Source organism: Plantactinospora sp. CA-294935, assembly GCF_050936445.1.
In the GTDB taxonomy this organism is placed as follows: Bacteria; Actinomycetota; Actinomycetes; order Mycobacteriales; family Micromonosporaceae; genus Plantactinospora.
On sequence record NZ_JBNJMU010000001.1, the window covers coordinates 25,309 to 47,503 of the forward strand.

Genomic DNA, 22,195 nt, shown 5'->3' on the forward strand with positions numbered 1-22,195 from the left:
TCGTCTCCTCAGTAGGGCGGCTGGTCGTCAGCGACGACCGCGGGGGCGGGTGGGGTGGTGGCTCGGGCGGCACGGATCTGCTCGGCCCGCTTCGAGGTCATCCACCGCGAGGTGCCGTCCTCGTCGATGAGGGCGATCGCGCTGGCGGAGATCGGTACGCCCATGAAGTCGAAGCGCATGCACCGCTGGACCTCGTCGGTGACCTGGTCCACGAGGTCCTCGGGAACTTGGAGCACCAACTCGTCGTGGATGGCAAACCAGACCAGCGGGCCGCGGCCGAACTCGTGGGCGAAGCGCCACCAGGCGTCGACCAGGAGGTCCCGGGCGCTGGACTGGACCAGGTAGTTGATGTTGGCGTAGGTCCGGAGGTCGCCGTGGCCGTTGGTAGTCACAGGGATGCGCCGGTGGGATATGGTCCGGATCTCGTCGCGGTACTGACCCATGGCCCGGGACAACTCATTGATGGCTGGGTACCGCTCGCGGAAGGTCGCGACGATGCGCTGGGCATCCTCCAACGGGATCCGAGCCTGCTCGTGCAGCGCCCGGCCGCCGCCGCCGTAGACGATCAGGAAGTTGGTCATCTTGGCGGTGTCGCGGGTGATCTCGATCCCGGACTCGGCCAATTCGTCAACGGTGAGGTCGTGAAGGTCGCCGCCGGCCAGGATGACGTCGATCATCTTGGTCTCCCGAGCCAGCGCGGCGACCACCCGCAGCTCGACCTGGTCGAAGTCGGCGGTGAGCAGCACGTGGCCGGGCTCGGGAAGGAACAGTCCCCGCATCCGGGGGTCCTTCTTGCTGAAGTTCTGGAAGTTGGGCGCGGCCGAGGACATCCGGGCGGTGACCGTGCCGAGAGTGTTCAGACCGGGGTGAACCCGACCGTCCGGGGCGACGCGGGACAGCAGGTCGGTGGTCTTGTTCAGCGCGTCCTGGTGGCCCTTGAAGCGGATGAGCTGATCGGCAACCCGCTGCCCGTCGTCGTCGAGGTCGTACCCGAGCAGCAGCTTGACGTTCTCCTTGGCCAGGCTGGGCTTGCCGGTGTTGGTCAGCGCTCCGCCGCGGTCTTCCCAGGTCGACCAGTCCACGCCGTGGTCGGTCAGCCACTCCTGGATCTTCGGCGACCTGGCGGGGATACCGCCGGTGACCTCGACGACAACGGCCTCAGCCTCGCCGGTCTCGCGGCGGGCTTCGTCGGCCAGGGTGTCCAGCGCCGGTCGGTCGACGCGCATGCCGCGGATCTGAATCCGGTTCGCTTCGGCGGCGAGCCAGGACTCGATGCGCAGGAGCGCCGGAGGCGCCGCGGTCAAGGGGGTGAGGATGTCGGCCAGCCGGCGGCAGGCGATGGCATCGAGTCCGGCGTAGGTCAGGTACTCCGGGTCGTCGGCGGGGGTGTTGGCCCAGCCGTACGCGTCGATCACGGACCGGGCCGGCTTCTTGCGCTTCGGCTCGGTGGCCAACCAGAGCGCGGTGAACCGGTCGGCGAGCGCCTTCTCGGCGGCCTCCAACTCGGCACCGATGTGCGTGGTGGTCAGGGTCTTAAGGTCCTTGCCGCCGGCCTTGTCGTCGGGGGCGGCCATCGCGGCGAGCATCCGGGTGTCGACATTGCGGCCGGTAATGTCCGCACCGAGCTGGGTGGCCACGGCCAGGACATCCATCGGGGTGTGTGAGCAGAAGCTGACTGTCGGGTCGGAGAGCAGGTCCACCGCGGCGGCACGCTGGTCCGGGTCGTCGAGGTTCAGCACCCAGGCGTACTCGGCGGTGCCGAACTGGATCAGCCGCAGCGCAAAGTCCGGGGAGAACTGGCCGAGGTCGTCCATGTAGAGGCTCTCAACATCGAGTCCGTACAGCGCGTCGCCGGGGAAGGCGGCCCGGAACGCCGCGGCATCGAACTGGCCGGGCTCCGGGGCGAGGATCTCGGTCGGCAGTCCGCCGAGGGTCGGGGTGAAGGTGCGCACGGTCGTCTCCTCTCAGTCGCGGGTGAAGGTGGCGGGGAAGCAGTGCGGGCACGCGAACCAGAACCGCCCGGGCGGGACGAGTTCCTTCGGCTGGCGGCAGTCGCGGCACAGCGGCGCCGGGTCGACGGTCACGAGCGGCAGTAGGTGCTCGATCGGCGCGACGGTGGCGGAGGGAACGGAGGGAACGGAGGGGTGTGTTCCGCCCTCTACTACACGCGAAAACACGTGTGCGTCCGCCGCGTATGACACGTCCGCGCTAGGAGGAGATGTTTTTCTCCCGCCTGTGAAGGGAGTAGGCATCCCTCCGTTCCCTCCGTTCCCTCCGTCTTCGAGGTTTTCGGGGGGCAAGATGCGCCACTTGGCCAGGTTCCTGTGTCCTAGACCCGTTTTGACGAGCTGGTAGCCGTCGAGCACCCGGCCCTCCTGCTTGGCGTACGCCTGGCCGAGCTTGCGGGCGTAGCCCTTGGCGGTCGGGTCCTCCAGGTTGTGCGGGTACTCCGCGGCCTTGCCCGCCCGGTCCAATTTCTCGGCGGCGTGCCCGGTCAGGAACTCCGCATCGCCGAACGTCTCGTGCAGCCACCGCAGGTGCGCCACCCAGTGCTGGCGCTCGAAGTCGCTCTCGGAGCGCCACTCCCGAACGTTGGCGAGGAAGCCCTCGACGCCCGCGATCTCCAGCACCCCGGCGAGCACCTTCTGCCAGCCCTCGAACGAGCCCATCGAGAACGGCAGCTTGGGCGTCGGCTGGCCGGCGGCGAACCAGGCCCGCACGAGGGTCAGGCACGCCGCGATCAGGCCCGCTCGGTTGGCCGAGGTCCACGCCCGGAGGTCGGCGTGCCGGAAGCTGGACGTCGGCCGGTTCTCCGGGCTCTCGCCGGGGAAGGAGAGTTGGATCCGGTAGACGCGCCGGCCCATGTCGCCGTAGACCTGCACCTTGTTGCCCAGGCTGATCCAGGTGACCCGGTTGGGGAACTCGGCGAGGTTGCTCACCCCGAGCACCCGGTCCTGGTAGGTGACCGAGGTGATCGCGCGGGCGAAGCTGGCCCCATCCAGCGCGTGCGCCTCGTCGAAAATGAACAGCTCGGCGCCGGACCGGAAGGCGGACGTGATGACCTTCCGGTGCTCCGCGTCGTCCGTGGTGTAGGGCAGCGGCTGGGCATCGCGGCCCTTCACCAGCCGGTGGATGACGTCAGCCAGCAAGTTCTTACCCGAGCCGGCTTCCTTGGCGTCGACCACGGCCAGCGGCGCCAGCGGCACCAGGCCCCGGATGAACGGCGTCAGCACCAGGCCGAGTGCGTTGGCCTTGTCGGCGGCGGAAGGCAGCGGGAAGTCGCCCAGCCAGTCGTCGAGGATCAGCTTCACCGCCGCGCTGATGTCCTCGGGCGTCGGGTCGGTCGGCACCGGCCCCATCTCCAGGTCCGGGTCGAGCACCAGGAAGGTGCGCGTCTCCGCGTCGTAGCCCGGGGTCTGGCAGATCGAGCCGTCCGGCCGGACGAACGGGATCTCCGACAGCTTGTCCAGCGTGCTGAACCGCTCGGCGTTGGCCAGGATGGCGCCCATGGTCTGGCCGTCGGGCCAGGCGTGCACGTGCCGTTCCTCGCCGTCGGGCGAAGGCGTGGCCACCACCGTCACCGCGGTCTCGGCGACGATCCCGCCGAACGCGTCCTTGCTGACCGGGGTCAGCGCCACGCCCTTGCGCTGGCTGATCACCCCGCCGTAGCAGAACAGCCGGTTGGCGTCGTGCCTGTCGAGCAGCGCCTGGGTCAGCGCGGTGATGACCTCGTACCGGTCTCCGTTGACCACGATCATGCCGCGCTCAGCGGGCACCACCAGCTCGGTGGCCGCCCGCTTTCGGGCGGGCGGCGGCTTCGGCTTCTGGTCGGCCGGCTTTGGCTTCGCCGTCTCGATCAACCGGGCCAGGTACGCCGCCCGCCGTGCCGCCGGCCGGCTGCCGAGGATATCGTCCAGCCCCGCCTTCTTGCCGCCGGTGAGCCGGAGGAACCGCACCGACCGGGCGCCCTCCGCCACGCACGCGTCGGCCAGGTTCAGCCCGGCGGTGTAGACGTCGAGGTTGGTTGCGGCGTCGGCGTCGAGGCACACCACGACTTCCCGGTCGTCGACCACGTACAGGTCCGGCGTCGGCGCCCCGTCGCGGTACCAGCCACGGCAGCCGACCATCCCGAGCACCTCGACGCCGGCCGGTACGTGGCTGGCGGCGGCCAGGGCCTGCTTCGTGCCCTCGACGATGAGCACCAGGCCTGCATCTTCGTCGCGCCGCAGCGCGTTGAGCACCAGGCTGGTGTCCGCCGGCCAGAGGTACTTGCTCGGCTTCCCGTCGATCCGTACCGGCACGTCCGGGCGAAGCTGGAGTCGCTCCTCACCGTCCGGCGACCGGTACGGAAAGACCAGTGCCGGCACCGCCGCCTCGCCGTACGAGGCGAACTCCGCTGGGAGCTGCTCCGTCGCGGTGATCGACCGGACCCCGGCGGCCCGGGCGACCTCTGGCGAAATCGCGGCGGCCTCCAGCAGCGCCCGGTGCTCCGACGTGATCGGCAGGTCGCTCCAGGTCGCCTCGCTGGTCACAGCCTCGGCTGTGACCGTCACAGCGTCACCGGCCGGGTCGTCTGGAAGGCGCCTGCGTCGTCGTATCTGTTGGTGCTCAAGGGGTGCCTCCCTGGTCTCGTGGTTGCTGGGGAGTGGCGCCCCGTCGCGCTCTCGATGCGCGGTGCCGGCCTGTCCGGGCGGGGCTGGTGAATCAGGGCTTCGCGTCGGCCAGCGTCCGGCCGCCGTGCTGGAACGGCCGGGTGCGGTTGAAGGCGACCTTCCGCTCGTACTCGGCGGTCAGGTTGATCCCGAAGACGTCGCAGGTGTCGAGCAGGCGAATCAGCACGTCGGCCAATTCGGAACCGACGCCCTCCGGCTTGGCGCCCTGGTGCGGCTCGGTGGCGTCGACGAGCCGCCAGTCGCGGTACGCCTCCAGGGCCTCGGACAGCTCGCTGTGCAGCAGGGCGATGTAGTCGCCGAAGGTGTTGGTGCCGGGGCCGCCGTCAGCGGACCGCCAGCCCTTCTCGATGTTGATTTCGCGCACCTCGTCGGCCATGTCGGCGAGCGACTTGCCGAAGCTGGGGTAGCCCATCTCGTGGTCTCCTTGGTCGTAGTCGGCTGTCGGGGTTGGCGGTTGGGAATCAGAACGGAGGCTCGACGCCGTTGCCATCGGGGCGCCCGAGCACTGCCGTGGCGGTCCGGCTCTGCGCCGGGGCAGCGGTAGCCCAGGGGTCGTCGGTCGAGCCTCCGGCCGGCGGCGACGCGGTACGCTGCCCGCTCGACCCGCCGCTGGAGCGCGTCATCTTCTCGACCCGCGCCGTGGCGTACCGCAACGACGGACCCACTTCGTCGATCTCCAGCTCGTAGACCGTGCGCTTCTCGCCCTCGCGGGTCTCGTACGACCGCTGCCGGAGCCGGCCCTGCACGATGACGCGCATGCCGCGCTGCAGGGACTGCGCGGCGTTCTCCGCCGGCTCCCGCCACCACTGGCAGGCCAGGAACAGCGGGTCGCCGTCCTTCCACTGCTGGGTGGTCTTGTCGTAAAACCGCGGGGTCGAGGCCACCCGGAACTTGCAGACGGCCGCGCCGGACGGGGTGTAGCGGATCTCGGGGTCATCGGTCAGGTTGCCTACGACGGTGATCGTGGTCTCGTTCACGACTGGGTCTCCTTGGCGAGTTCGGCGGAACGCGCGGTCCACGCGTCCAGGACGTGCTGGTCGCGGATGTTGTGCTCCTGGCAGGCCCGCTTGATGACGTCGAGGGTGTCCTGGGTGGCCGCGCTGGCGATCCAGTCGAGAACTCGTTCAGGAGTGATGTCCTCGGGCTCGACGAGGCAGTCCGGGTCGACCAGGTAGCTGACGGCCGCCGGCTTGGGCTCCTCGCTCGTCGTGCCGAGGATCTCGGCGGCAGTGATGCGTTGCGGCGCCGGCCGGGCTTCGAGGGAACCGCCCTCGTCGCGGATCTCCTCGGCTGTGTACGGCATGCCCATGATCGCGTCGGAGGCGATCCACCGGCAGACCTCCGCGGTCGCCCGGGCGACCAGCATCGCGGCAGGCTGCTTCTTCCACTGGTCCTTGGTGGTCAGCCCCATCTGCTGGGCGCGCTCGATGGTCCACGTCGAGACCTGCCAGTCGGTCTCGCCCTTGCGCAGCCCCCGCACCGACGCGGTCTGGGCGGTCGGCTCGCCGACGACCTCTACCCGGTGGCCCAGGCTCTGGACGATGGCGCGTAGGGTGATCGCCTTCGGCGCGGGCGTGCCCTGGATGTTGTCGAAGGCGCGCAGCGAGGCCATCGGCGAGAGCCTCACCTCGGCGCCGGCCAGGATCGCGGCGCACGCTTCCTCGGGCTTGCCCCGGTAGGCGGCCGGGGAGAACTGCGTACCGCAGAGGCTCTGCGCCAGGCGGTACGCCGCGTCGGCGGCCTGGGCCCACTGGGCGAGTTGGACGGCGGCCGGCTCGGTACCGGCCGGGATGTCGAGCTGCTGATCGGATCGGATGGCGACGTCGGTCACTGGGAGAACTCCTCGGTTCGGTGCCACGGGGGCAGGGAGATGGGGACGATGTCGTCGGCGTAGCCGGGCCAGCGCCCGGTCTCGACGCACTGGCGGTAAACCTCGATGGCCTTGCGGTTCTGGGCTCGCCCACTGGCCCGGTCGGGCTCTTCCAGCTCGACGACCGTGACCAGGTACGGCGGGGTCTTCTCCTGGAAGACGAAGAGGAATCCGGCGTCCTCGCCGAGACCCAGCGCGGTCACCGCGTCGAGGTACCAGGGGTCCTGCTGGTGGTAGCCGTACCGGCTGACGGCTCGGCGGATGTGCTCTCGCTCGGCCGACTCGGTGGTCTTGTAGTCCACGACCACCGGCCGCCCGGACACCCGGTTTCGGAGGAAGTCGAACCGGGCCCGGCGCCAGACCCCGGTCTCCTCGTCAACCCAGAACGCGGACTGCTCGGCATCCCCCGTAGTCGGGTCGAACAGCGCGTTGGCCAGCGGGTGCCGGCGCAGCGCCTCAACCATCTCCAGCACCCGCTGGTAGTCCTTGGCCAGCAGCGGAGCCGCACCGACCGCGTGCGCCGCGTCACGCTGCTCCCGGGCTGCTTTCGTACGCCAGTCCGGCGCGTCGACCACGACGATCTCCGGCCCAGACCCGAGCAACCGATGGTGAGCGACGTGCCCGAGGTCGAAGTCCGGTTGCGGCGCTCGACCGTTCTCCCGCTCGTAGGCGAACTTCGCCGGGCACGACGGCGGCAACAACCTCCGGGCTCCGCTGGACGACAGGGACCCGACCGGCACCGGATCGCCGTGGTACTCGGCCTCAGATATCGAGTACAGACCGGGCTCGGTGATGACGGTTGGCCGCGATACTGCGCTCGGCAGCTCGACGACGCTCACGCTGGTACCTCACTCTCTTCCTCGAAGACCCCGAACCCGTCAGCTCCGCACCCGCCGCACAGCCCGCCCGGCTGCCGCCACTGGGGCAGGCACGGACACGCCGCGATTCGGGCCAGGTAGTCCGCGGTCTGCTCGGCGGCGTCTGGCCGAGGGCTGCGGGGGTCGGGGCGGCAGGGGGTGGTCACGCGGCTGCCCTCGCCCTCGCTCGCGACGACCGGTTGCGCCGGTTCTTGTTCGCGGACGCCTGCGACGGTTGGGCCACGACGACCCACCACGCCACCTGTCGGCGGGGCAGCCGTATCCCCTCGCGGTAGGTCCACGAGCGGAACGAGTCCACGTCCATGCACAGCCGGTCGGCCATCACCTCGGTGGTCAGCCCGGCGGCGAGCATCCGGTTGACGGCCGCCCGCCGCTCCGGCCCGGTCAGCGGCATCCGGTAGCCGTCGTCGGCGACCAGGCGCGCGGACAGGTCGATGGAGTCCTGCTCGGTCCAGGTCGTCATGCCGCCACCGCCTGGGCGAGCAGCCGGCGGCCGTACGACCTCACGGTCGACAGCGGCAGGCCGATGACCACCGCGATCTGTCCCCAGGTCTGGCCGTCGCGGTGCCGGCGCAGGATCTCGTCGCGGTACGGCTCCGCCAGGGAGACCGGCCGCGCCGACACGGGCTCCGGCTCGGGCTTCCGGGCCTTGCCGGTGACCAGGTTGCCGTAGTCGTCGTGCGCGACACCGGCGACGATGACGCCGCGCGGGTACGGGTTCTCGGTCCGGCAGTTGTCCTTGAACGGGCACCAGTCGCACATCTCGATGGCGTCGGCGTTGCCCTCGTTGCCGGTCTCCCACATGCGGGGGTCCCACCGGGAGCAGGGGCGGATGGCGGTGAGGGTCGCGGTGCTCACGGCGTCACCTCGGCAAGGTCAATGTCCGGCGGGAGGTAGAGGACAGAGGTGGCGTCGGCGGGCACGGCGGCCCGCGCGGCGATGTGCTTGGGCGGGGTCCAGTCGGGGGCGACGCGGTGCTCGGCGGGGATGAGCCGGTCGCCGTTGGTGCCGGGGCGGTGCCGGCCGGCGTTGCGGGTGCCGCCGAGGGCGTGGTGGAGGCTCATCGGGCGGCAACCTCGACGGTCTCGACGCCGTTGGCCTCCGCGGGCCGCTGCTTGTCGTACTGCCGGATGGCCCAGACGATGGCGTGGCAGGCCCAGAGGAACGGCCAGTCCCAGTCGGTGAGGTCCCATTCCCAGGTGTCCGAGCAGACGCCCGCTTTCTCCAGGTCGCGCAGCAGGTCCCGGGCGCCGTCGGAGTGGCTGAGCATCCCGTCGCTGTCGTAGTCCTCGACGAGTTGCCGGATCTCGGCAGGCGTCTTCGGCTCGTACGGTTCGCGCGGGCCACTGCTCTTCATTGGCCACCGGTCGGCCCAGTCCGCCGTGTCGAACTGGTGCTTCGCCGTCACGTAGTCGCTCTTGTGCTGCGGGTACTCCTCCGCGTACTCCTTGAGGCAGCCCTCGATGTGCTCCCTGAGCATGTCTTCGCTGTACTTCTGGGTTGATCGGCCGGCGTCCGGCAGCTTCTCCGCCCAGTAGCCGGGGTTGATCCGGCCGCTGTCGCTGCGGAAGAACGCGAACATGTCGGCGACGCGGGAGAAGACGGGGGCGCAGTCCATGTCGCCCCGGAAGACGAGCGACCCGGGCCAGGTGATGATCTCGAACCAGTAGAACGAGCTGTCGGGCTTGGCGCATCGCAGGTGCCGGTAGAGCCCGTCGTCGTGCAGGACGGTCAAGGTGTGGTCGGCGGTGTCGCGGACGAAGCGGTCGGCGATCTCTCGCTCAAGGTCGGTCATCAGAGGCTCCAGATCAGGAGGCCCAGCAGCACGGCGCCGGGCAGGCAGGCGATGAGTAGGGCGCGGGTGAGAGGCCAGCCGGGGCCGGGGACGATCACGCGGCGGCCCTCGCGGGTTCGGGCGCGTACTTCGGCTGGGCCAGCGCCGGCTCGGGCATGTCGGCGAGCAGTTGCTGGAAGACCCAGAGCCCGGCCTTGGTGAAGCCGACGTGCTGCCACCCGGCTCGGCGGTAGCAGCGGCCCGGGTCGCGCTTCCTCCGGGTCTTCGACGCGTCGACGAACGAGACGATGCCCAGGTCCGGCACGTCCGGCCAGTGCGCCCGAGTAGCCGCGACGGCAGCGGTGATCAGGTCGGAGGCCAGGTACTCGCACTCCGGCTCCCGGCGGAACAGGGAGTTCATCCACGCCCCGGCCCAGTCGTGCTTGACGAACCGGGCGATGGGGTTGGAGGTGACCCAGACGGCGTCGGCGTGCTCGGTCAGGAAGACGACGCAGGATCCGGGCGGGACGAACTGCGGACTGCCGATCTTCTGCCGGTTGTAGTGGCGGTCCGCGAGCGGCAGGGCCCGCTTGTCGGCCCGGTTGGAGTAGTGCCAGGGCTGGGTGTTCACGCGGCGGCCCTCCGCTGGTCGAGCTGGGCGAGGAGCTGCGTGCCGATCCAGCGGGTGTAGGCGGGCGGGATGGCCAGCGCCATTTCCCGGACGCTCATCCAGTCGATGCCCATGGCGCGGACCCAGTCGGCCTTGCGACCGTGCTGGATGCCGTCGCGCCGGGACCGACCGCCGGACTTCCCGGTGACCGTCACGTACCGGCCGTCGCCGATCCGACCCCGGTGCTCCGGGTGTTCCGGCTGCGGCAGGACAATGCCTCCGCCGACCTCGAAACCGCGGTGCCGGAACACCCCGAGGTCGAACATCTCCCCGCACAGCACGACCGGGTCGACCAGGTCGGCGAGGTTGTCCTCCACGTTCTCGATCACGTAGGGCACCTCGGCGGCCCGGAGGAGGTCGCGGGTCGGCGGGATCAGGTTCTCGTGCCGGTCGGTGGTACCGAACTGCTTGGCCTCGGCGCACCCGTACTGGCAGGGCGGGGACATGTTGGCGCCCAGGCAGGCTCGTACCAGGTCGACGTCGGTGAGCACGTCCAGGACATCGGCGTGGATGAACGCGTCACCGCAGTAGTTCCTGCGGAAAACCCTGTCGATGCCGAGCACCCGGACACCGGTCTGCTGGTAGCCGCGGGTGGAGCCGCCGGCACCGCAGTAGCCGTCGAGCACCCAGCGGTCGGTCGAGTGCCGGATGAGGTGCAGCGCCTCGCGGACGGTCAGGGTGATCACGCGGCGGCCCTCCGGTGCGGCAGGTGGTCGTGGATCCAGCGCCACGGCGCGGCCCGCCACCCGGCGCGGTGGGAGTCGGCGACCGCCCAGCGGTGCGGACCCGGCCGGGTGGCCGTCATCGCCGCGTGCATGGCCTCGATGCGGCCGGTGCCGAGGTGGCGGGCGAGGCCGAATCCGGCGGTGAAGGCCAGTAGCAGGCCGAGGATGCCGAGCAGGTAGGAGGGCATCACGACACCGCCCGAACCAGCGCCGGGAACGCGTTCGCGTCGTACTCCGCCATCCAGTCGCCGACAACCTCCGGCACGTCCACCCGGCCGCCGTCGATCAGCGACACGAACAGCGGGTTGATCCGGTAGACCGGCAGGCCGAGGCTGAGCAGGTACTCGTAGACGGCGCAGCCCCGGGCGCTCTGCGGACGGCCGGTGACGCGCAGCGCGGTCAGGGTGGCGGTGATCTCGTCGCGGGTGGTGCCGAGCGTGACCAGCGCGGCCCGGACCTGGTCGGCGTACCCCGGGTGCCGGGGCAGGATCGGCGCCGGGTCGACGGGTCGGGGCAGTCGCGGCCAGTCCGGCAGCGGACGGGGCTCGGCCGGGGTCGTCGGAGCGGTGGTCATCGCTGGTCACCCGCCTCGCGGAGCACCAGGTCAAGCGCGGCCAGCGCGGCGCGGGCTTCCGCCCGGAACTCCGCATCGGACACGTGCTCCGAGTCGGTGCTCCGGAGGATCGAGACGACGTGGACGGACTCGACGTTCCTGCCGGGGTACTTGGCCGCGAGCCGGCGCATCGCGTTGGCGATCTGGTCGCGGCGCTTCTCCTCCGGCGTCGCCTCCGGCTGGGCGGGGGTCTGGTTCATCGCGCACCGCCCGTCGGCGGCAGCGGCACCCGGCCGGAGGCGACGTCGCCCAGGTCGGGGGTGTCGAGCCGGCGCAGCATCCTCCCCGCAGCCCGGGTGGCCGGAGACCAGCCGACGAGCGGCCGGCGGGGAATGGCGGGCAGCGGCGGCATGTGCCCGACCGCGGACAGTGCGGCGGCGACCTGCGAGGCGGTGAGGTTGGTCAGGACCAGCGTCGTGGTGCCGTCGTCGCAGGCGTCCGCGGTGATGGTGCTGTCGCCGCGGGTGCCGTCGAGCACGACGCTGCCGTCGCACATCTCGGTCCGGGAGTTGGACTTCCAGCCGGCGGCGAGCAGGTTACGAACGATGGCGATGGCGTTCACTGGGCACCGCCGCGGTTCTGCTCGGCGATCTTCCGGGCGGAGAGGCGGGACGCCGCGGTCTCGACGCCGTTCTCCTTGTCCTGCTGCTCCCTGCGCTGCATCCGCAGGGTCTCGGTGGCCGACGGGATCACGGAGTCGTGGTCGTTGCGGTTGGTCATGGGATACTCCTCGGGGTTCTGGCGTCCTCGCGGCTCTTGGTCGGGTAGCGGGGGCGCCGTTCTGTGTCCGGGCCGGGTGGCCGGGACCGGAGGTCAGGCGGCGGGGCGCTCGATCGGGTGCTTCATCAGCAGCCGGCGGATCGCGACCTTGCCGAGCGGGGTGACGTACAAGGTCGTTCGCATCTGGCCGTTGTGCATGCGCGGCGCGGTGGGCTGGTCGCGCGTGGTGAACCAGTCGGCGTGGTACGCGTAGGCCAACCACTGGTAGTCCTGGACAAGCCGCTGCTGCGAAGACGACCAGCGGGCCTCGGTCTCGCGGCGGTAGATCAGCTTCCGGGCGACCATCCACTCCCGGAGCGCCTTCTCCCCCACCCCGAGCTGCCCGGCGAAGACCCGGATGATCGAGGCGTCCTCGTCGGGGTTGACGAAGCCATCGACGTACTCGGCCTTCGGTTCGGCGACGGCCAGCCGAGCGCGCTGCGCCTCGATCTCCTCCGCCTGCGTGGCGGCAAGCCGGAGCGCCTCCGAGTAGGTCTGCGGGATGGCGAACTGCGAGGCCCCCTCGTAGCGCCCGGTCTTCCGGATCGCCGGCAGCACCTCGTGGGTGACCCACCGCTTGAACTCCTTCGCCTGCGGCTTGCGGCTACGGAGAATCAGCGAGTACAGGCCCGGCTCACTGACGACGGACACTTGCTGTTGGCCGCCAGGGGTGTCATTAGTAGTGACCCCCTTCTCGTCCTCATCGAGATAGCTGACGGCTTGCCGCGAGTTGTTGATGTCGAGGGCTGTGCAGACGTCTGCGGCGACGAACCAAGGCTCGCCGTTGCGGAGCAGGGTTCGGATCTGCTGACCGGTGGCGGGAAACTGGAAGACTTCGATCTCGGCGATCACGCGGCTTCCTCTCGTGGTCAGGCGGCGGGCGGGGTGTCGGTGGTCGCCTCGTCGTCAGATCGCTGCTGCCCGGCGGCGATGTGGCTGCGGACGGGCGCCAGCAGGACGGTGAGCTGATCGATCTGCCAGGGGGCCAGGGGTGGGGCCTGGTCGACGAGCCGCTGAATGTGCTCGGCGCTCACGCCGGACAGCGGGGTCGGGCGAGGCATTACCGGTCCTCTTCGGCGAAGTACTGGCCCACTCGTACGTGGGGGTACTTGGCGTGGAACCGGAGCATGAAGATCGCGCTGACTCCCCCGCCACTGCGGATGCGTGAGTAGTTGCCGGGGTCTACGCCGAGGTCGGTGGCCTGCTTCTCCTGGGTGTCCAGTCCGAGGGGTCCGACGAGGGCGTCGAAGTCGTCGCCCTTGAAGACCACCTTGCGGCGCCTGGCCTTCGGGGTTGCTTGCATACAACTACGCTAGCTCGATGTACGCATACAAGCAAGGGTAGAGTCAGAGAAAATGCTTCGGCACAAGGAAGGGATCGAGGTCAACCCATGAACCATCAGCGCAGGTCAACACCAGGCCGAGCCAAACGGGCAGGCCAGGGCCACTACTCCCCCGGCGCCGTCCAGGTCTGGCCCCCTCGTGCGCATGCGTGGAATGCCGTAGCCTTCATGCACGTGAGCAGCAAGTGGGATTTCGAGGCGTTCCGGGACTACGTCATCCGTCACGCGAAACGCTCCGGACGGGCATCCGACCAGGCCACCCTGGCGACCGCCACCGGCATCGGTAGCGACCTGCTCGGCCGATACTTCCGGGGCGAGGTCCAGCCGGGCCCGAAGAACATCCAGAAGATCCAGGCCGCCATCCCCGGAACGACCTACGAGCATCTGATGGTGCTCGCGGGGCGAGCTACCGCCGAGCAATTCGGACTCTCCGAGAACCCGACCCCGCCGCCGGCCATCCACCCGCTCGCCGAGCGCGTCAGCCACCTGCTCGGCGAATCGTCACCCCTCGCTACCCCCGAGAAGGATCTGCTTGCCACGCTGCTCGAACGGGTACTGGAGCCGTACAACGGGAACCGCCGCCGCACCGCCTGACTCCGGATAGCAGAAGCCCCGGCCCTCAAGTGAGGGCCGGGGCTTCATCGCATGCCTCAGAGCTTCCAGGAGATCTCGATCGTCTCCGGCCGGAAGATGCGCGCCCCCCGACCGGCGGGCATCACCTTTACGACCATCAGCACGTTAACGACGGTTCGTAGCCGATCGGTATCCAGGGACAGGACCGCGGCCTGCACGTCGTCGGCCCGCACCAGTGGGCCGAGAATCTCCAGCCGGCCGGCGTTGGCCATCTCCGCCTCCACCCTGGCGAGGCGATCCCGCAGCTTTCTGGACTCCCGGCGCACCCCGAGTTCGGTCAGCACCTCCTCGGCCAGCAGGGTCGCCAGACCATCCAGGCGGACACGAAGGGCCCGAGCCTCGCGGCGCAGAGCGGCGGTGTCCGGCTTGCTCTCGTCAGCCAGCAGGAGGGCGGCGTCAGGACGCGACAGGCGGTCGATCACCAAGTCCATGACGTATAGGTCCACCGGCTCCGATGCGCGCCCCACGTGGCCGTACGCGGCACGGCAGCGGTAGGTGGTGTGCCCTTCCCGGCCCCGCCGGGCGGGAGCTGCGCCACGGTGGACCGTGGCCTCGCAGACCCCGCAGAGCGCGACGCCGGTCAGGAGACCCCGCGCGGACCGGGCAGGGTTGGCCCTAGACGGGTCCGTGATCAGTTCCACCGCCGCGCGCCAGGTCTCCTCCGACACCAGCCCTTCCCAGGCCGCCGCTCCCACGATGCCCTTGAGCCGCGCCTTGCGAGGATCCATGGCCTCCCGTATGGCCTCCGTGACGTGGCTGCGCAGGCCGGCGTAGCGCGGGTTCAGCAGCACCGGGCGGACGCTCTGGGCGGTCCACGGCGACGGTGACCCGTCCCGCTTGGTCTGTGGTGTGGTCAGGCCTAGGGCGTTCCAGCCGGCGGCTATCCTGCCCAGCGGCACGCCGGCCAGGACATCGTCGTACGCCTTCCGGATGGCCCGGGCCTCACTCTCCCGGATCGTCATGCCGTCGGCCTCGTAGCCGAACGGCCGGCGGCCCCCTATTCGCCGGCCCTGCTCTGCGGCCTGGAGTGCGGCGCGCCGCTGTCGGTCTGACTTCTGCTCGATCTCGTGTTGCGCGACGGATCCCAGGATGTCCGCCGTGAGTCGGGCCGCCGGCGTGCCCAGGTCGAGATCCGTCCCGCGTACGAAGGCCACGGTGATGTTGTGCTGCTTGCCGGCCTCCAGCAGGCGGAGACGGTCCCGCGCGTTGCGGGTCAGCCGGGTCATGTCCCAGGCGACCAGACACCTCGCCTGGCCGCTCTGGATGGCCTGTAGTGCGGCCTCGAAGCCCGGCCGCCGCCGCTTGCCAGACGCGCTGACGTCGTTGTCGACGTGCTCCGCGACGACGGCCCATCCGCGCAGCTTGGCAAGCTTGCGGGTGTCCTCTCGCTGGCGGCTGATGCCCAGTTCTTCCCCGGTCCGGTCCTGGCTCTGGCGGAGGTAGATCACGGTATCCACATCTGCTATTGAACCATCCTTGTGGTGGCCTGGAGCATCGCCGACCTCGACGGTCGACAACGGCCCGACGCCGGTGACGTGGACGAAGCCATCCAACTTCGCACCGGGAGCATCGCATGACCAGACCAGCACACCCCGCTCCGGCCGCCCCGAGCGGCGATGCCCCGCTACCGGTCGATCCGGGGCGGCGACCACCACACCCCGCCTCCGGGCCGCAGACCGAGCCCCCGACCGATCCGACTCCGAACGACCTGATTCCGGACGATCCGACTCCGGACGACCTGACTCCGGACGACCTGACTCCGGACGATCCGACTCCGGGCGACCTGACTCCGGACCTGGACGAGCCGGTGGCGATGGACGAGGATCGACTGGCACGGATCGCTCTGACCTGGCTCTTCGAGCCCGGTACCCGAGCGGTGTTCCGCCTGGTTCGGCAGTTCGGAGCGGTCGGTGCGTTGCGTCGGCTGCTCACCGGAAAGGTCCCGGACCACCGGCTGCGGGCAACGGTCGAGTCCCGGCTGGCCGCTGGAGACCCCTGGCAGGTCGCGCTCGCCGCCGCCGAGCACACCGAGCGGCTCGGCGCGCGGGTGGTGACTCCCACCGACCCGGAGTGGCCGACCCGGCTGCGGAGCCTCGACCGGCTGACCCTGCCGAGTGCCGGTCGCAGGGTCGACCAGGAGACCGCACCGCCGCTCTGCTTCTGGGTACGCGGTGCCTGGTCGCTCGGGGAGGCGTTGCAACGATCGGTGGCGGTGGTCGGGTCCCGGGCCGCCACCCCGTACGGGCTGCACGTCGCCACCGAGATCGCCTTCGGGCTGGCCGAGCGGGGCTGGACCGTAGTGTCCGGTGGCGCGTTCGGCATCGACGCGGCGGCGCACCGGGGCGCCCTGAACGCCGGTGGCCTGACCATCGCGATACTCGCCTGCGGCGTCGACCGGCCCTATCCGATGGGCAACACCGCCCTCTTCGACCGGATCTCCGACGCCGGCCTGCTGGTCAGCGAATGGCCTCCCGGGGCGGAGCCGCTGCGGCCCCGGTTCCTGATCCGCAACCGGGTGATCGCCGCCGCGACCGCCGGCACCCTGGTGGTCGAGGCGGCGGCCCGCAGCGGTGCCACCCAGACGCTGCGCCGGGCACTCGCGATGAAGCGACCGTCGATGGTGGTGCCCGGGCCGGTCACCTCCGCCATGTCGGTCGGCGCGCACGAACTGCTCCGCGAATATCCCGAGGCGCGACTGGTCACCGGCGTGCCACACGTACTGGAGGAGGTGGGACGGATCGGTGCCGACCTCGCCCCGCCGGTTCGTGGTCCCGACCGGCCACAGGATGCGCTCGACGACGAGTCCGCGCTGATCCTGGAGTCGGTTCCCCGACGTGGCCCGCTCGGTCCGGACGTCCTCGCCGCACGCACCGGCCTCGACCTGCGTACCGCCCTGCGCAAGCTCTCCCTGCTGGAACAACTGGCTCTGGTGGTCCGCCGCGACGACGGGTACGTGCTCGCTCCGGCGGCGACCCGGTCCAGCCGCGCTCCGGCGGGCTTTCCCGGCGAGCCGGCTTGACGTGGCCGACGCCCGAGGTCCACCGTCGCGGGTGATGAGCCAGCCCAGTCGCAGTACCCGCGCCCGGCACGAGGCACTGGCACCGCCGCTCCGGGAGAGCGTCGACGACTTCGCCCAGCATCTCGCCTCGGTCGAGAACCGGTCGACGCACACCGTTCGGGCCTACGTCGCGGACGTGGTCTCGCTGCTCGACCATGCCGGGCGAATGGGCTGCGCCCGGCCCCGGGATCTGGACATCACCGTGTTGCGGAGTTGGCTGGCGAAGCTGCGTACCCTCGGAGCCGCCCGCGCCTCGCTGGCCCGCCGCGCCGCCTCCGCCCGTACCTTCACCGCCTGGGCGCACCGGGCCGGCCTGCTGGACACCGACGTCGGTGCCCAGTTGGCCAGCCCTCGGACGCACCGGGAACTGCCGACCGTGCTTCGGGCCGACCAGGCGAGCGAACTGGTGGACGCGCCCGGCGAAGCCGCATCCCCGGAAGCGTCGCGGGATCGGGCGGTGCTCGAACTCCTCTACGCCACCGGCATCCGGGTCAGCGAACTGTGCGGTCTGGATCTCGGCGATGTCGATCCGGCCCGGCGGGTGGTCCGGGTCCTGGGCAAGGGCGCCAAGGAACGCACGGTGCCCTACGGGGTGCCGGCGCAGCGGGCAATCGACGACTGGCTCCGAACCGGCCGGCCACGCCTGGCCGGGCCGGACAGCGGTGCCGCACTGCTGCTCGGGGTACGCGGCGGGCGGCTCCAGCCCACCGTGGTACGCCGGATCGTCGCCGCCTACGCCCGGGCGACGGGGCTGCCCCGGATCAGCCCGCACGGGCTGCGGCACTCCGCCGCCACCCATCTGCTGGAGGGCGGTGCAGACCTGCGTACGGTGCAGGAGCTTCTGGGGCACGCCACGCTGTCGAGCACGCAGATCTACACCCACGTCTCGATGGAGCGGCTGCGGGCGGCGTACCGCCAGGCACATCCTCGGGCCTGACTCACCGGCCCGACGGGGAGATCACCCGAGCCGGACCGCCCCGGCCCGACGACCCGGCCCACCCACCCGGTCCGACCTGTCCGCCCGCCAGGGCGCAACCATCCGAGCCCGACAGCCCGAACCGACCGCCCGCCCGCCAGACAGGGCGCAACCATCCGAGCCCGACAGCCCGAACCGACCGTCCGCCCGCCAGACAGGGTCCGGAACGCCGGAGCGGGTCACGACGATGGCGGCCGATGCCGACGGCGCAAACCGGGAGACCGGTTCCGCCAGCTCGACTATGCCGCCCGTCGGCGAGGTGGCCGCCGCCCGATGGCTCGTTCCCGACCGGTACCCGATCGACGCCGGGCTACGATCACCGAATGAGCACCGCCGGGCCGCCGCCGCCCGTGCCGATCCCCGGCGCCCGACTGCTGTTCTCGCTGGATCCCGGCGTCGCCCACCTCAACCACGGCTCGTACGGGGCGGTGCCGATCGGCGTGCAGCGCGCCCAACAGCGGCTGCGCGACGAGACCGAGGCCAATCCGATGCGCTTCTTCAACCGCGGACTCGTCGACCGGATCACGCACGCCCGTCGACACCTGGCCGGCTTCCTCGGTGCTGATCCGGACGGGACGGCCCTGGTCGGCAACGTCACCATCGGGGCCGCCATCGTGCTCCAGTCGCTCGGGCTGGAGCCCGGCGACGAGGTGGTCGACACCGACCACGGGTACGGCTCGGTCGCCCTCTCCGTCGATCGGGAGGCGCACCGGACCGGGGCCGTCCGGCGCACCCTGTCGGTGCCGCTGACCGCCACCGACGAGGAGATCGTCGAGATCGTGCGGGCCGGGATCCGGCCTGGCCGTACCAAGCTGCTCGTCATCGACCAGCTCACCTCCGCCACCGCCCGGCTCTTTCCGGCGGCAGCTATCGCAGCGGTGGCCCGGGAGCGCAACGTCCCGGTACTGGTCGACGGTGCGCACGCCCCCGGGATGCTGCCGACTCCGGTGGAGAGCATCGGCGCGGACTTCTGGGTCGGCAACCTGCACAAGTGGGGGTACGCCCCGCGGGGCAGCGCCGTGCTGGTGGTGGCGCCCCGCTGGCGGCCACGGATCGAGCCGTTGGCCGTCTCCTGGCAGGAGGAGGCCGGCTTTCCCGGCCGGGTCGAATGGCAGGGGACACTCGACTACACCGCCTGGCTCGCCGCGCCAGTGGGGGTATTCACGCTTCGTACGCTCGGCCTGGACCGGGTCCGAACGCACAACGCGGAACTGGCCGCGTACGGGCAGCGGGTGGTTGGCCGGGCTCTCGGGATCGCGCCGGCCGACCTGGTCGACCCCGGCGGGCCGACGGTGTCGATGCGGATCCTTCCCCTGCCGGCCGGCGTCGCGACCACTTTTCCGGACGCGATAGCACTTCGACAGCGGATCGCGGACGAGCTCGGCACGGAGGTCAACGTCAACCCCTGGCACGACCGAGGCTGGCTGCGACTGTCCGGCCAGATCTACAACCGGGCGGACGAGTACGACCGCCTCGCCGAGCGCCTACCTGCCCTGCTCGCCTCGCTCTCCTGATCAACGACGGATGGCGTCATCGGATGGCGACTCGACCGCGTCCGCAACCTGTGGGAAGCGGCACCTTCACCCAGGCCGGTGGCGATGGGCCGGGGCCGGTAGCAGACGGACCCGGCCGAGGCCCAGCAGGAGCAGGGGATCGAGGTAGTCGTCGCCCCGGCGCAGGCCCCAGTGCAGGCAGGCCGATCCGCCGGCCGCGCAGCCCGGGTGGCCGGGCAGGAGCACGCCGAGCGGATCTCCCGCCCGAACCGAGTCCCCGGCCGCCAGTCCGGACCGCACCGGCTCGTAGGTGGTGCGCAGTCCGTTGGGATGGGCGACGCTGACGAGCGGACGGCCGGCCACCATCCCGGCGAAGAACACCACTCCCGACCCGGCCGCCCGCACCGTGGCACCGGGCGGGGCCCCCAGGTCGACGCCCCGGTGCCCGGCCGCCCACGGCTGCGGCGGCGGGTCGAACCGGCGGACGACCCGGGGCACCCCGTCGAGCGGCCACCGGAATCGTCCGGGCACCGGCACCGTCCAGCGGGACACGCTGGAGGTGGGTACTCGCGACCTCGTCCACGCCATGCGCGGCGTCGAGACCGTGGTCAGCGGGTCCGAGGCCGAGCCGGCGATCGAGACCATGGCCACCCGGTCCCAGGCCGAGCCGGCGATCGAGACCATGGCCACCCGGTCCCAGGCCGAGCCGGCGATCGAGACCGGAGCGGCGCTGTCCCGGCCCGGCCCGGCGGTCGGCGCGGTGGCACTCCCGACCGGCAGGCCGGCCGACGCTGCGGCGCTCCCGACCGGCCTGCCGGTCCAGGTGGCGTCGGACCGGGCCGGTGGCGGTGTCAGGGCCAGCAGCAACACCGGAAGCAGGATCACCGGTCCCCCGCCGTGCCATCTCCTCGTCATGGTCGTGCAGCCTCGCGGCACCGCGTGGTTCCAGCAACGTCGCGGACCGCGCCCTGTGCACAACTGCCACGGCTGTGGAAAACGCCCGCAAAGCCCGACGATCTGCTATGCCCGGCACCGGCGACGGTCCTCGCCGCAGGGCGGCGGAACCTCCCCAGTACCCGCGACCTGCCCATTGATGGCTGCCCTGGTGGGGGAAGTCTGCCCACCCAGGGCCCCGGCGTCTCCGGCGGCATCTGGGGCGGGAGAACGGCGAACGGATCGGCGATCCAAGCGGGCGGGAGAACAGCAGACGAATCGGCCATGCAGGCGGGCGGGAGAACGGCGAACGAATCGGCGATCCAGGCGGGCGGGAGGCCTGCGGTGGCAGGGGACGACGGGACGGGTGGAGCGGGTACCCCATCGAGGGCACAAACCGGACAGCGGTCGAGAGGCGTGCCCGACCCGGTCGAGCCGTGCCGCCCGGCCGTGACCTGGGCCGGCTCCACGTCCGTTCAGGCGGCTCGCCTAGGCTGGACGGCCGGAGGCGGGTTCCCGTCCGTCACCGGATCGACGGAGGAGCGGCGATGACCACAGTGGACGACGTGAGCCGGCCTTCCCGGGTGGCCGATCCCGACGAGGGCATCAGCATCGAGGAACTGGGCCTCGCCGCGCGTAACCACGCGCTGCCGCTGGAGGCGCTCCGCTACGACGTCACCCCGGTGGGCCTGCACTATCTGCTCATCCACTACGACATCCCGGACCTGGACGCGGGCCGGCACCTGCTGACCGTCGACGGCCGGGTCGACCACCCGCTGGCCCTCGATCTCGCCGCCCTGCGGCAGCGGCCCAGGGTCACCCGGCGGGTCACCCTGGAGTGTGCCGGCAACGGCCGGGCCCTGTTGACGCCCCGTCCGGTCAGCCAGCCGTGGCTCTCCGAGGCGGTCGGCACCGCCGAATGGACCGGGACGCCGTTGGCTCCGCTGCTGCGGGAGGCGGGGCTCGCGGCGGACGCGGTCGACGTCGTGTTCACCGGCGCCGACCACGGCGTGGAGCGCGGCGTCGAGCAGGACTACCAGCGCGGGCTGCCGGTCTCCGAGGCGCTGCGCGAGGAGGTGCTGCTGGCGTACGAGATGAACGGCGCCCCGCTGCTCCCACAGCACGGCGCGCCACTGCGCCTGGTGGTGCCCGGCTGGTACGGCATGGCACACGTCAAGTGGCTCACCCGGATCACGGTGCTCGACCGGGAGTTCGACGGCTACCAGAACGCGGTGGCCTACCGGCTCCGCACCTCCGCCGACGACCCCGGGATTCCGGTCACCCGGATCGAACCCCGGGCACTGGTCCAACCGCCCGGCTTTCCGGACTTCATGTCCCGGACCCGGGTGGTACGCCCCGGTACGTGCACAGTGGAGGGTCGAGCCTGGTCCGGGCACGCGCCGGTGACCGCCGTCGAGGTGACCACGGACGGGGGTCTCAGCTGGGTTCCCGCCACCCTCGATCCGATCGGTGCGGTGGAACACCTGGGCAACGGCTCGGATCCGGCCTCGGCAGGGCAACGGTCACCGGAGTCCGCTCCGAACGGACCGGTCGTGGACGAGCGCTGGGCGTGGCGCCGCTGGCGGTACGAGTGGCCGGCGACCCCCGGCCGGTACACCCTCGGCGCGCGGGCCACCGACGCGTCCGGGCGTACCCAGCCGATCGAGCAGCCGTGGAACCGGGGTGGGTTCGCGAACAATCTGGTCCAGCGGGTGGAGGTCGTGGTCACCGAGGACCACTAGGCCAGGTTCGCGGGCGCCGGAGCCTGGTCCGGCGTCGCCGGTGATCCCTTCTGAAG

The 22,195-nt window shown here is 71.2% G+C and carries 27 protein-coding genes and 1 pseudogene; 6 read left to right on the forward strand and 22 right to left on the reverse strand.

Going from position 1 to position 22,195, the window contains the following annotated elements; all coding sequences use genetic code 11:
- Positions 1-8: 8 nt before the first annotated feature.
- The 20 genes from ACQEVC_RS00205 to ACQEVC_RS00300 form a co-directional block, all read right to left on the reverse strand.
- A complete protein-coding gene (locus ACQEVC_RS00205) occupies positions 9-1,952 on the reverse strand; it encodes a DNA polymerase (protein ID WP_432872152.1) in 1,944 nt (647 codons plus the stop codon).
- Positions 1,953-1,964: 12 nt separating this feature from the next.
- Entirely contained in the window at positions 1,965-4,553 is a 2,589-nt protein-coding gene (locus ACQEVC_RS00210; protein WP_432872153.1) for a DUF3854 domain-containing protein, read from the reverse strand.
- A gap of 151 nt (positions 4,554-4,704) precedes the next feature.
- A complete protein-coding gene (locus ACQEVC_RS00215) occupies positions 4,705-5,085 on the reverse strand; it encodes a hypothetical protein (protein ID WP_432872155.1) in 381 nt (126 codons plus the stop codon).
- Between the two features lie 49 nt (positions 5,086-5,134).
- Positions 5,135-5,650 (reverse strand): single-stranded DNA-binding protein, encoded by a 516-nt coding sequence (locus tag ACQEVC_RS00220; RefSeq protein WP_432872157.1) that lies wholly within the window; start codon positions 5,648-5,650, stop codon positions 5,135-5,137.
- Positions 5,647-6,504, reverse strand: coding sequence for a hypothetical protein (locus ACQEVC_RS00225; RefSeq protein WP_432872159.1), 858 nt, complete (start codon positions 6,502-6,504; stop codon positions 5,647-5,649). The genes ACQEVC_RS00220 and ACQEVC_RS00225 overlap by 4 nt, the downstream gene beginning before the upstream one ends.
- Positions 6,501-7,382: a PD-(D/E)XK nuclease-like domain-containing protein gene (locus tag ACQEVC_RS00230; RefSeq protein ID WP_432872160.1), complete on the reverse strand. Its 882-nt coding sequence runs from the start codon at positions 7,380-7,382 to the stop codon at positions 6,501-6,503. The genes ACQEVC_RS00225 and ACQEVC_RS00230 overlap by 4 nt, the downstream gene beginning before the upstream one ends.
- Positions 7,383-7,563: 181 nt before the next feature.
- Entirely contained in the window at positions 7,564-7,884 is a 321-nt protein-coding gene (locus ACQEVC_RS00235) for a hypothetical protein (RefSeq protein ID WP_432872162.1), read from the reverse strand.
- Complete coding sequence (locus ACQEVC_RS00240; RefSeq protein WP_432872164.1) at positions 7,881-8,279, reverse strand: hypothetical protein; 399 nt, start codon at positions 8,277-8,279, stop codon at positions 7,881-7,883. The genes ACQEVC_RS00235 and ACQEVC_RS00240 overlap by 4 nt, the downstream gene beginning before the upstream one ends.
- On the reverse strand, positions 8,276-8,485 hold the full coding sequence (locus ACQEVC_RS00245; protein ID WP_432872166.1) for a hypothetical protein: 210 nt from the start codon (positions 8,483-8,485) through the stop codon (positions 8,276-8,278). Before ACQEVC_RS00245 ends, ACQEVC_RS00240 begins: the two co-directional genes overlap by 4 nt.
- Entirely contained in the window at positions 8,482-9,216 is a 735-nt protein-coding gene (locus ACQEVC_RS00250) for a hypothetical protein (RefSeq protein ID WP_432872168.1), read from the reverse strand. Before ACQEVC_RS00250 ends, ACQEVC_RS00245 begins: the two co-directional genes overlap by 4 nt.
- A 94-nt stretch (positions 9,217-9,310) precedes the next feature.
- Positions 9,311-9,826, reverse strand: a complete 516-nt coding sequence (locus ACQEVC_RS00255) for a hypothetical protein (protein WP_432872170.1) — start codon at positions 9,824-9,826, stop codon at positions 9,311-9,313.
- Positions 9,823-10,551 (reverse strand): DNA methylase, encoded by a 729-nt coding sequence (locus tag ACQEVC_RS00260; protein ID WP_432872172.1) that lies wholly within the window; start codon positions 10,549-10,551, stop codon positions 9,823-9,825. Before ACQEVC_RS00260 ends, ACQEVC_RS00255 begins: the two co-directional genes overlap by 4 nt.
- Positions 10,548-10,778 carry a hypothetical protein gene (locus ACQEVC_RS00265; RefSeq protein ID WP_432872174.1) on the reverse strand — a complete coding sequence of 77 codons (231 nt, stop codon included), beginning with the start codon at positions 10,776-10,778 and terminating at the stop codon, positions 10,548-10,550. The genes ACQEVC_RS00260 and ACQEVC_RS00265 overlap by 4 nt, the downstream gene beginning before the upstream one ends.
- A complete protein-coding gene (locus ACQEVC_RS00270) occupies positions 10,778-11,164 on the reverse strand; it encodes a hypothetical protein (RefSeq protein WP_432872176.1) in 387 nt (128 codons plus the stop codon). The genes ACQEVC_RS00265 and ACQEVC_RS00270 overlap by 1 nt, the downstream gene beginning before the upstream one ends.
- Positions 11,161-11,403 (reverse strand): hypothetical protein, encoded by a 243-nt coding sequence (locus ACQEVC_RS00275; RefSeq protein WP_432872178.1) that lies wholly within the window; start codon positions 11,401-11,403, stop codon positions 11,161-11,163. The genes ACQEVC_RS00270 and ACQEVC_RS00275 overlap by 4 nt, the downstream gene beginning before the upstream one ends.
- The gene (locus ACQEVC_RS00280) at positions 11,400-11,765 is read right to left on the reverse strand and encodes a hypothetical protein (protein ID WP_432872180.1); all 366 of its coding nucleotides are present in this window, start codon (positions 11,763-11,765) and stop codon (positions 11,400-11,402) included. Before ACQEVC_RS00280 ends, ACQEVC_RS00275 begins: the two co-directional genes overlap by 4 nt.
- Complete coding sequence (locus tag ACQEVC_RS00285; RefSeq protein ID WP_432872182.1) at positions 11,762-11,923, reverse strand: hypothetical protein; 162 nt, start codon at positions 11,921-11,923, stop codon at positions 11,762-11,764. Before ACQEVC_RS00285 ends, ACQEVC_RS00280 begins: the two co-directional genes overlap by 4 nt.
- Before the next feature lie 93 nt (positions 11,924-12,016).
- Positions 12,017-12,814 (reverse strand): BRO family protein, encoded by a 798-nt coding sequence (locus ACQEVC_RS00290; RefSeq protein WP_432872184.1) that lies wholly within the window; start codon positions 12,812-12,814, stop codon positions 12,017-12,019.
- 17 nt (positions 12,815-12,831) lie between these two features.
- A complete protein-coding gene (locus tag ACQEVC_RS00295; protein WP_432872186.1) occupies positions 12,832-13,023 on the reverse strand; it encodes a hypothetical protein in 192 nt (63 codons plus the stop codon).
- Positions 13,023-13,265, reverse strand: a complete 243-nt coding sequence (locus tag ACQEVC_RS00300; RefSeq protein ID WP_432872188.1) for a hypothetical protein — start codon at positions 13,263-13,265, stop codon at positions 13,023-13,025. The genes ACQEVC_RS00295 and ACQEVC_RS00300 overlap by 1 nt, the downstream gene beginning before the upstream one ends.
- A gap of 213 nt (positions 13,266-13,478) precedes the next feature.
- On the opposite strand from ACQEVC_RS00300, the gene ACQEVC_RS00305 reads away from it, so the two are divergent.
- Positions 13,479-13,898 carry a helix-turn-helix domain-containing protein gene (locus ACQEVC_RS00305; protein ID WP_432872190.1) on the forward strand — a complete coding sequence of 140 codons (420 nt, stop codon included), beginning with the start codon at positions 13,479-13,481 and terminating at the stop codon, positions 13,896-13,898.
- Positions 13,899-13,954: 56 nt separating this feature from the next.
- Here the strand turns inward: ACQEVC_RS00305 and ACQEVC_RS00310 are convergent, their stop codons facing one another.
- A complete protein-coding gene (locus ACQEVC_RS00310; protein WP_432890906.1) occupies positions 13,955-15,394 on the reverse strand; it encodes a recombinase family protein in 1,440 nt (479 codons plus the stop codon).
- 15 nt (positions 15,395-15,409) lie between these two features.
- Here ACQEVC_RS00310 and ACQEVC_RS00315 point away from each other — a divergent pair.
- The 4 genes and pseudogenes from ACQEVC_RS00315 to ACQEVC_RS00330 form a co-directional block, all read left to right on the forward strand.
- A pseudogene (locus ACQEVC_RS00315) lies at positions 15,410-15,514 on the forward strand (hypothetical protein); the annotation flags it as partial.
- 236 nt (positions 15,515-15,750) lie between these two features.
- Positions 15,751-16,956, forward strand: coding sequence for a DNA-processing protein DprA (locus ACQEVC_RS00320; RefSeq protein ID WP_432890909.1), 1,206 nt, complete (start codon positions 15,751-15,753; stop codon positions 16,954-16,956).
- A 34-nt stretch (positions 16,957-16,990) separates the two neighbouring features.
- Entirely contained in the window at positions 16,991-17,932 is a 942-nt protein-coding gene (locus ACQEVC_RS00325) for a tyrosine recombinase XerC (RefSeq protein ID WP_432872192.1), read from the forward strand.
- 362 nt (positions 17,933-18,294) lie between these two features.
- Positions 18,295-19,485 (forward strand): aminotransferase class V-fold PLP-dependent enzyme, encoded by a 1,191-nt coding sequence (locus tag ACQEVC_RS00330; protein ID WP_432872194.1) that lies wholly within the window; start codon positions 18,295-18,297, stop codon positions 19,483-19,485.
- A gap of 66 nt (positions 19,486-19,551) precedes the next feature.
- Here the strand turns inward: ACQEVC_RS00330 and ACQEVC_RS00335 are convergent, their stop codons facing one another.
- The gene (locus tag ACQEVC_RS00335; RefSeq protein WP_432890911.1) at positions 19,552-20,052 is read right to left on the reverse strand and encodes a murein hydrolase activator EnvC family protein; all 501 of its coding nucleotides are present in this window, start codon (positions 20,050-20,052) and stop codon (positions 19,552-19,554) included.
- Positions 20,053-20,945: 893 nt separating this feature from the next.
- On the opposite strand from ACQEVC_RS00335, the gene ACQEVC_RS00340 reads away from it, so the two are divergent.
- The gene (locus ACQEVC_RS00340) at positions 20,946-22,139 is read left to right on the forward strand and encodes a sulfite oxidase (RefSeq protein WP_432872196.1); all 1,194 of its coding nucleotides are present in this window, start codon (positions 20,946-20,948) and stop codon (positions 22,137-22,139) included.
- The last annotated feature ends 56 nt before the right edge of the window (positions 22,140-22,195 follow it).

What these genes read in the sequence shown, in the direction of transcription:
- ACQEVC_RS00215 (WP_432872155.1), bottom strand. Translation starts at nt 5,085, where the DNA reads ATGGGCTACCCCAGCTTCGGCAAGTCGCTCGCCGACATGGCCGACGAG.
- ACQEVC_RS00235 (WP_432872162.1), bottom strand. Translation starts at nt 7,884, where the DNA reads ATGACGACCTGGACCGAGCAGGACTCCATCGACCTGTCCGCGCGCCTG.
- ACQEVC_RS00245 (WP_432872166.1), bottom strand. Translation starts at nt 8,485, where the DNA reads ATGAGCCTCCACCACGCCCTCGGCGGCACCCGCAACGCCGGCCGGCAC.
- ACQEVC_RS00250 (WP_432872168.1), bottom strand. Translation starts at nt 9,216, where the DNA reads ATGACCGACCTTGAGCGAGAGATCGCCGACCGCTTCGTCCGCGACACC.
- ACQEVC_RS00265 (WP_432872174.1), bottom strand. Translation starts at nt 10,778, where the DNA reads ATGCCCTCCTACCTGCTCGGCATCCTCGGCCTGCTACTGGCCTTCACC.
- ACQEVC_RS00270 (WP_432872176.1), bottom strand. Translation starts at nt 11,164, where the DNA reads ATGACCACCGCTCCGACGACCCCGGCCGAGCCCCGTCCGCTGCCGGAC.
- ACQEVC_RS00275 (WP_432872178.1), bottom strand. Translation starts at nt 11,403, where the DNA reads ATGAACCAGACCCCCGCCCAGCCGGAGGCGACGCCGGAGGAGAAGCGC.
- ACQEVC_RS00285 (WP_432872182.1), bottom strand. Translation starts at nt 11,923, where the DNA reads ATGACCAACCGCAACGACCACGACTCCGTGATCCCGTCGGCCACCGAG.
- ACQEVC_RS00295 (WP_432872186.1), bottom strand. Translation starts at nt 13,023, where the DNA reads ATGCCTCGCCCGACCCCGCTGTCCGGCGTGAGCGCCGAGCACATTCAG.
- ACQEVC_RS00300 (WP_432872188.1), bottom strand. Translation starts at nt 13,265, where the DNA reads ATGCAAGCAACCCCGAAGGCCAGGCGCCGCAAGGTGGTCTTCAAGGGC.
- ACQEVC_RS00320 (WP_432890909.1), top strand. Translation starts at nt 15,751, where the DNA reads ATGGACGAGGATCGACTGGCACGGATCGCTCTGACCTGGCTCTTCGAG.
- ACQEVC_RS00325 (WP_432872192.1), top strand. Translation starts at nt 16,991, where the DNA reads ATGAGCCAGCCCAGTCGCAGTACCCGCGCCCGGCACGAGGCACTGGCA.
- ACQEVC_RS00330 (WP_432872194.1), top strand. Translation starts at nt 18,295, where the DNA reads ATGAGCACCGCCGGGCCGCCGCCGCCCGTGCCGATCCCCGGCGCCCGA.
- ACQEVC_RS00335 (WP_432890911.1), bottom strand. Translation starts at nt 20,052, where the DNA reads ATGGCGTGGACGAGGTCGCGAGTACCCACCTCCAGCGTGTCCCGCTGG.
- ACQEVC_RS00340 (WP_432872196.1), top strand. Translation starts at nt 20,946, where the DNA reads ATGACCACAGTGGACGACGTGAGCCGGCCTTCCCGGGTGGCCGATCCC.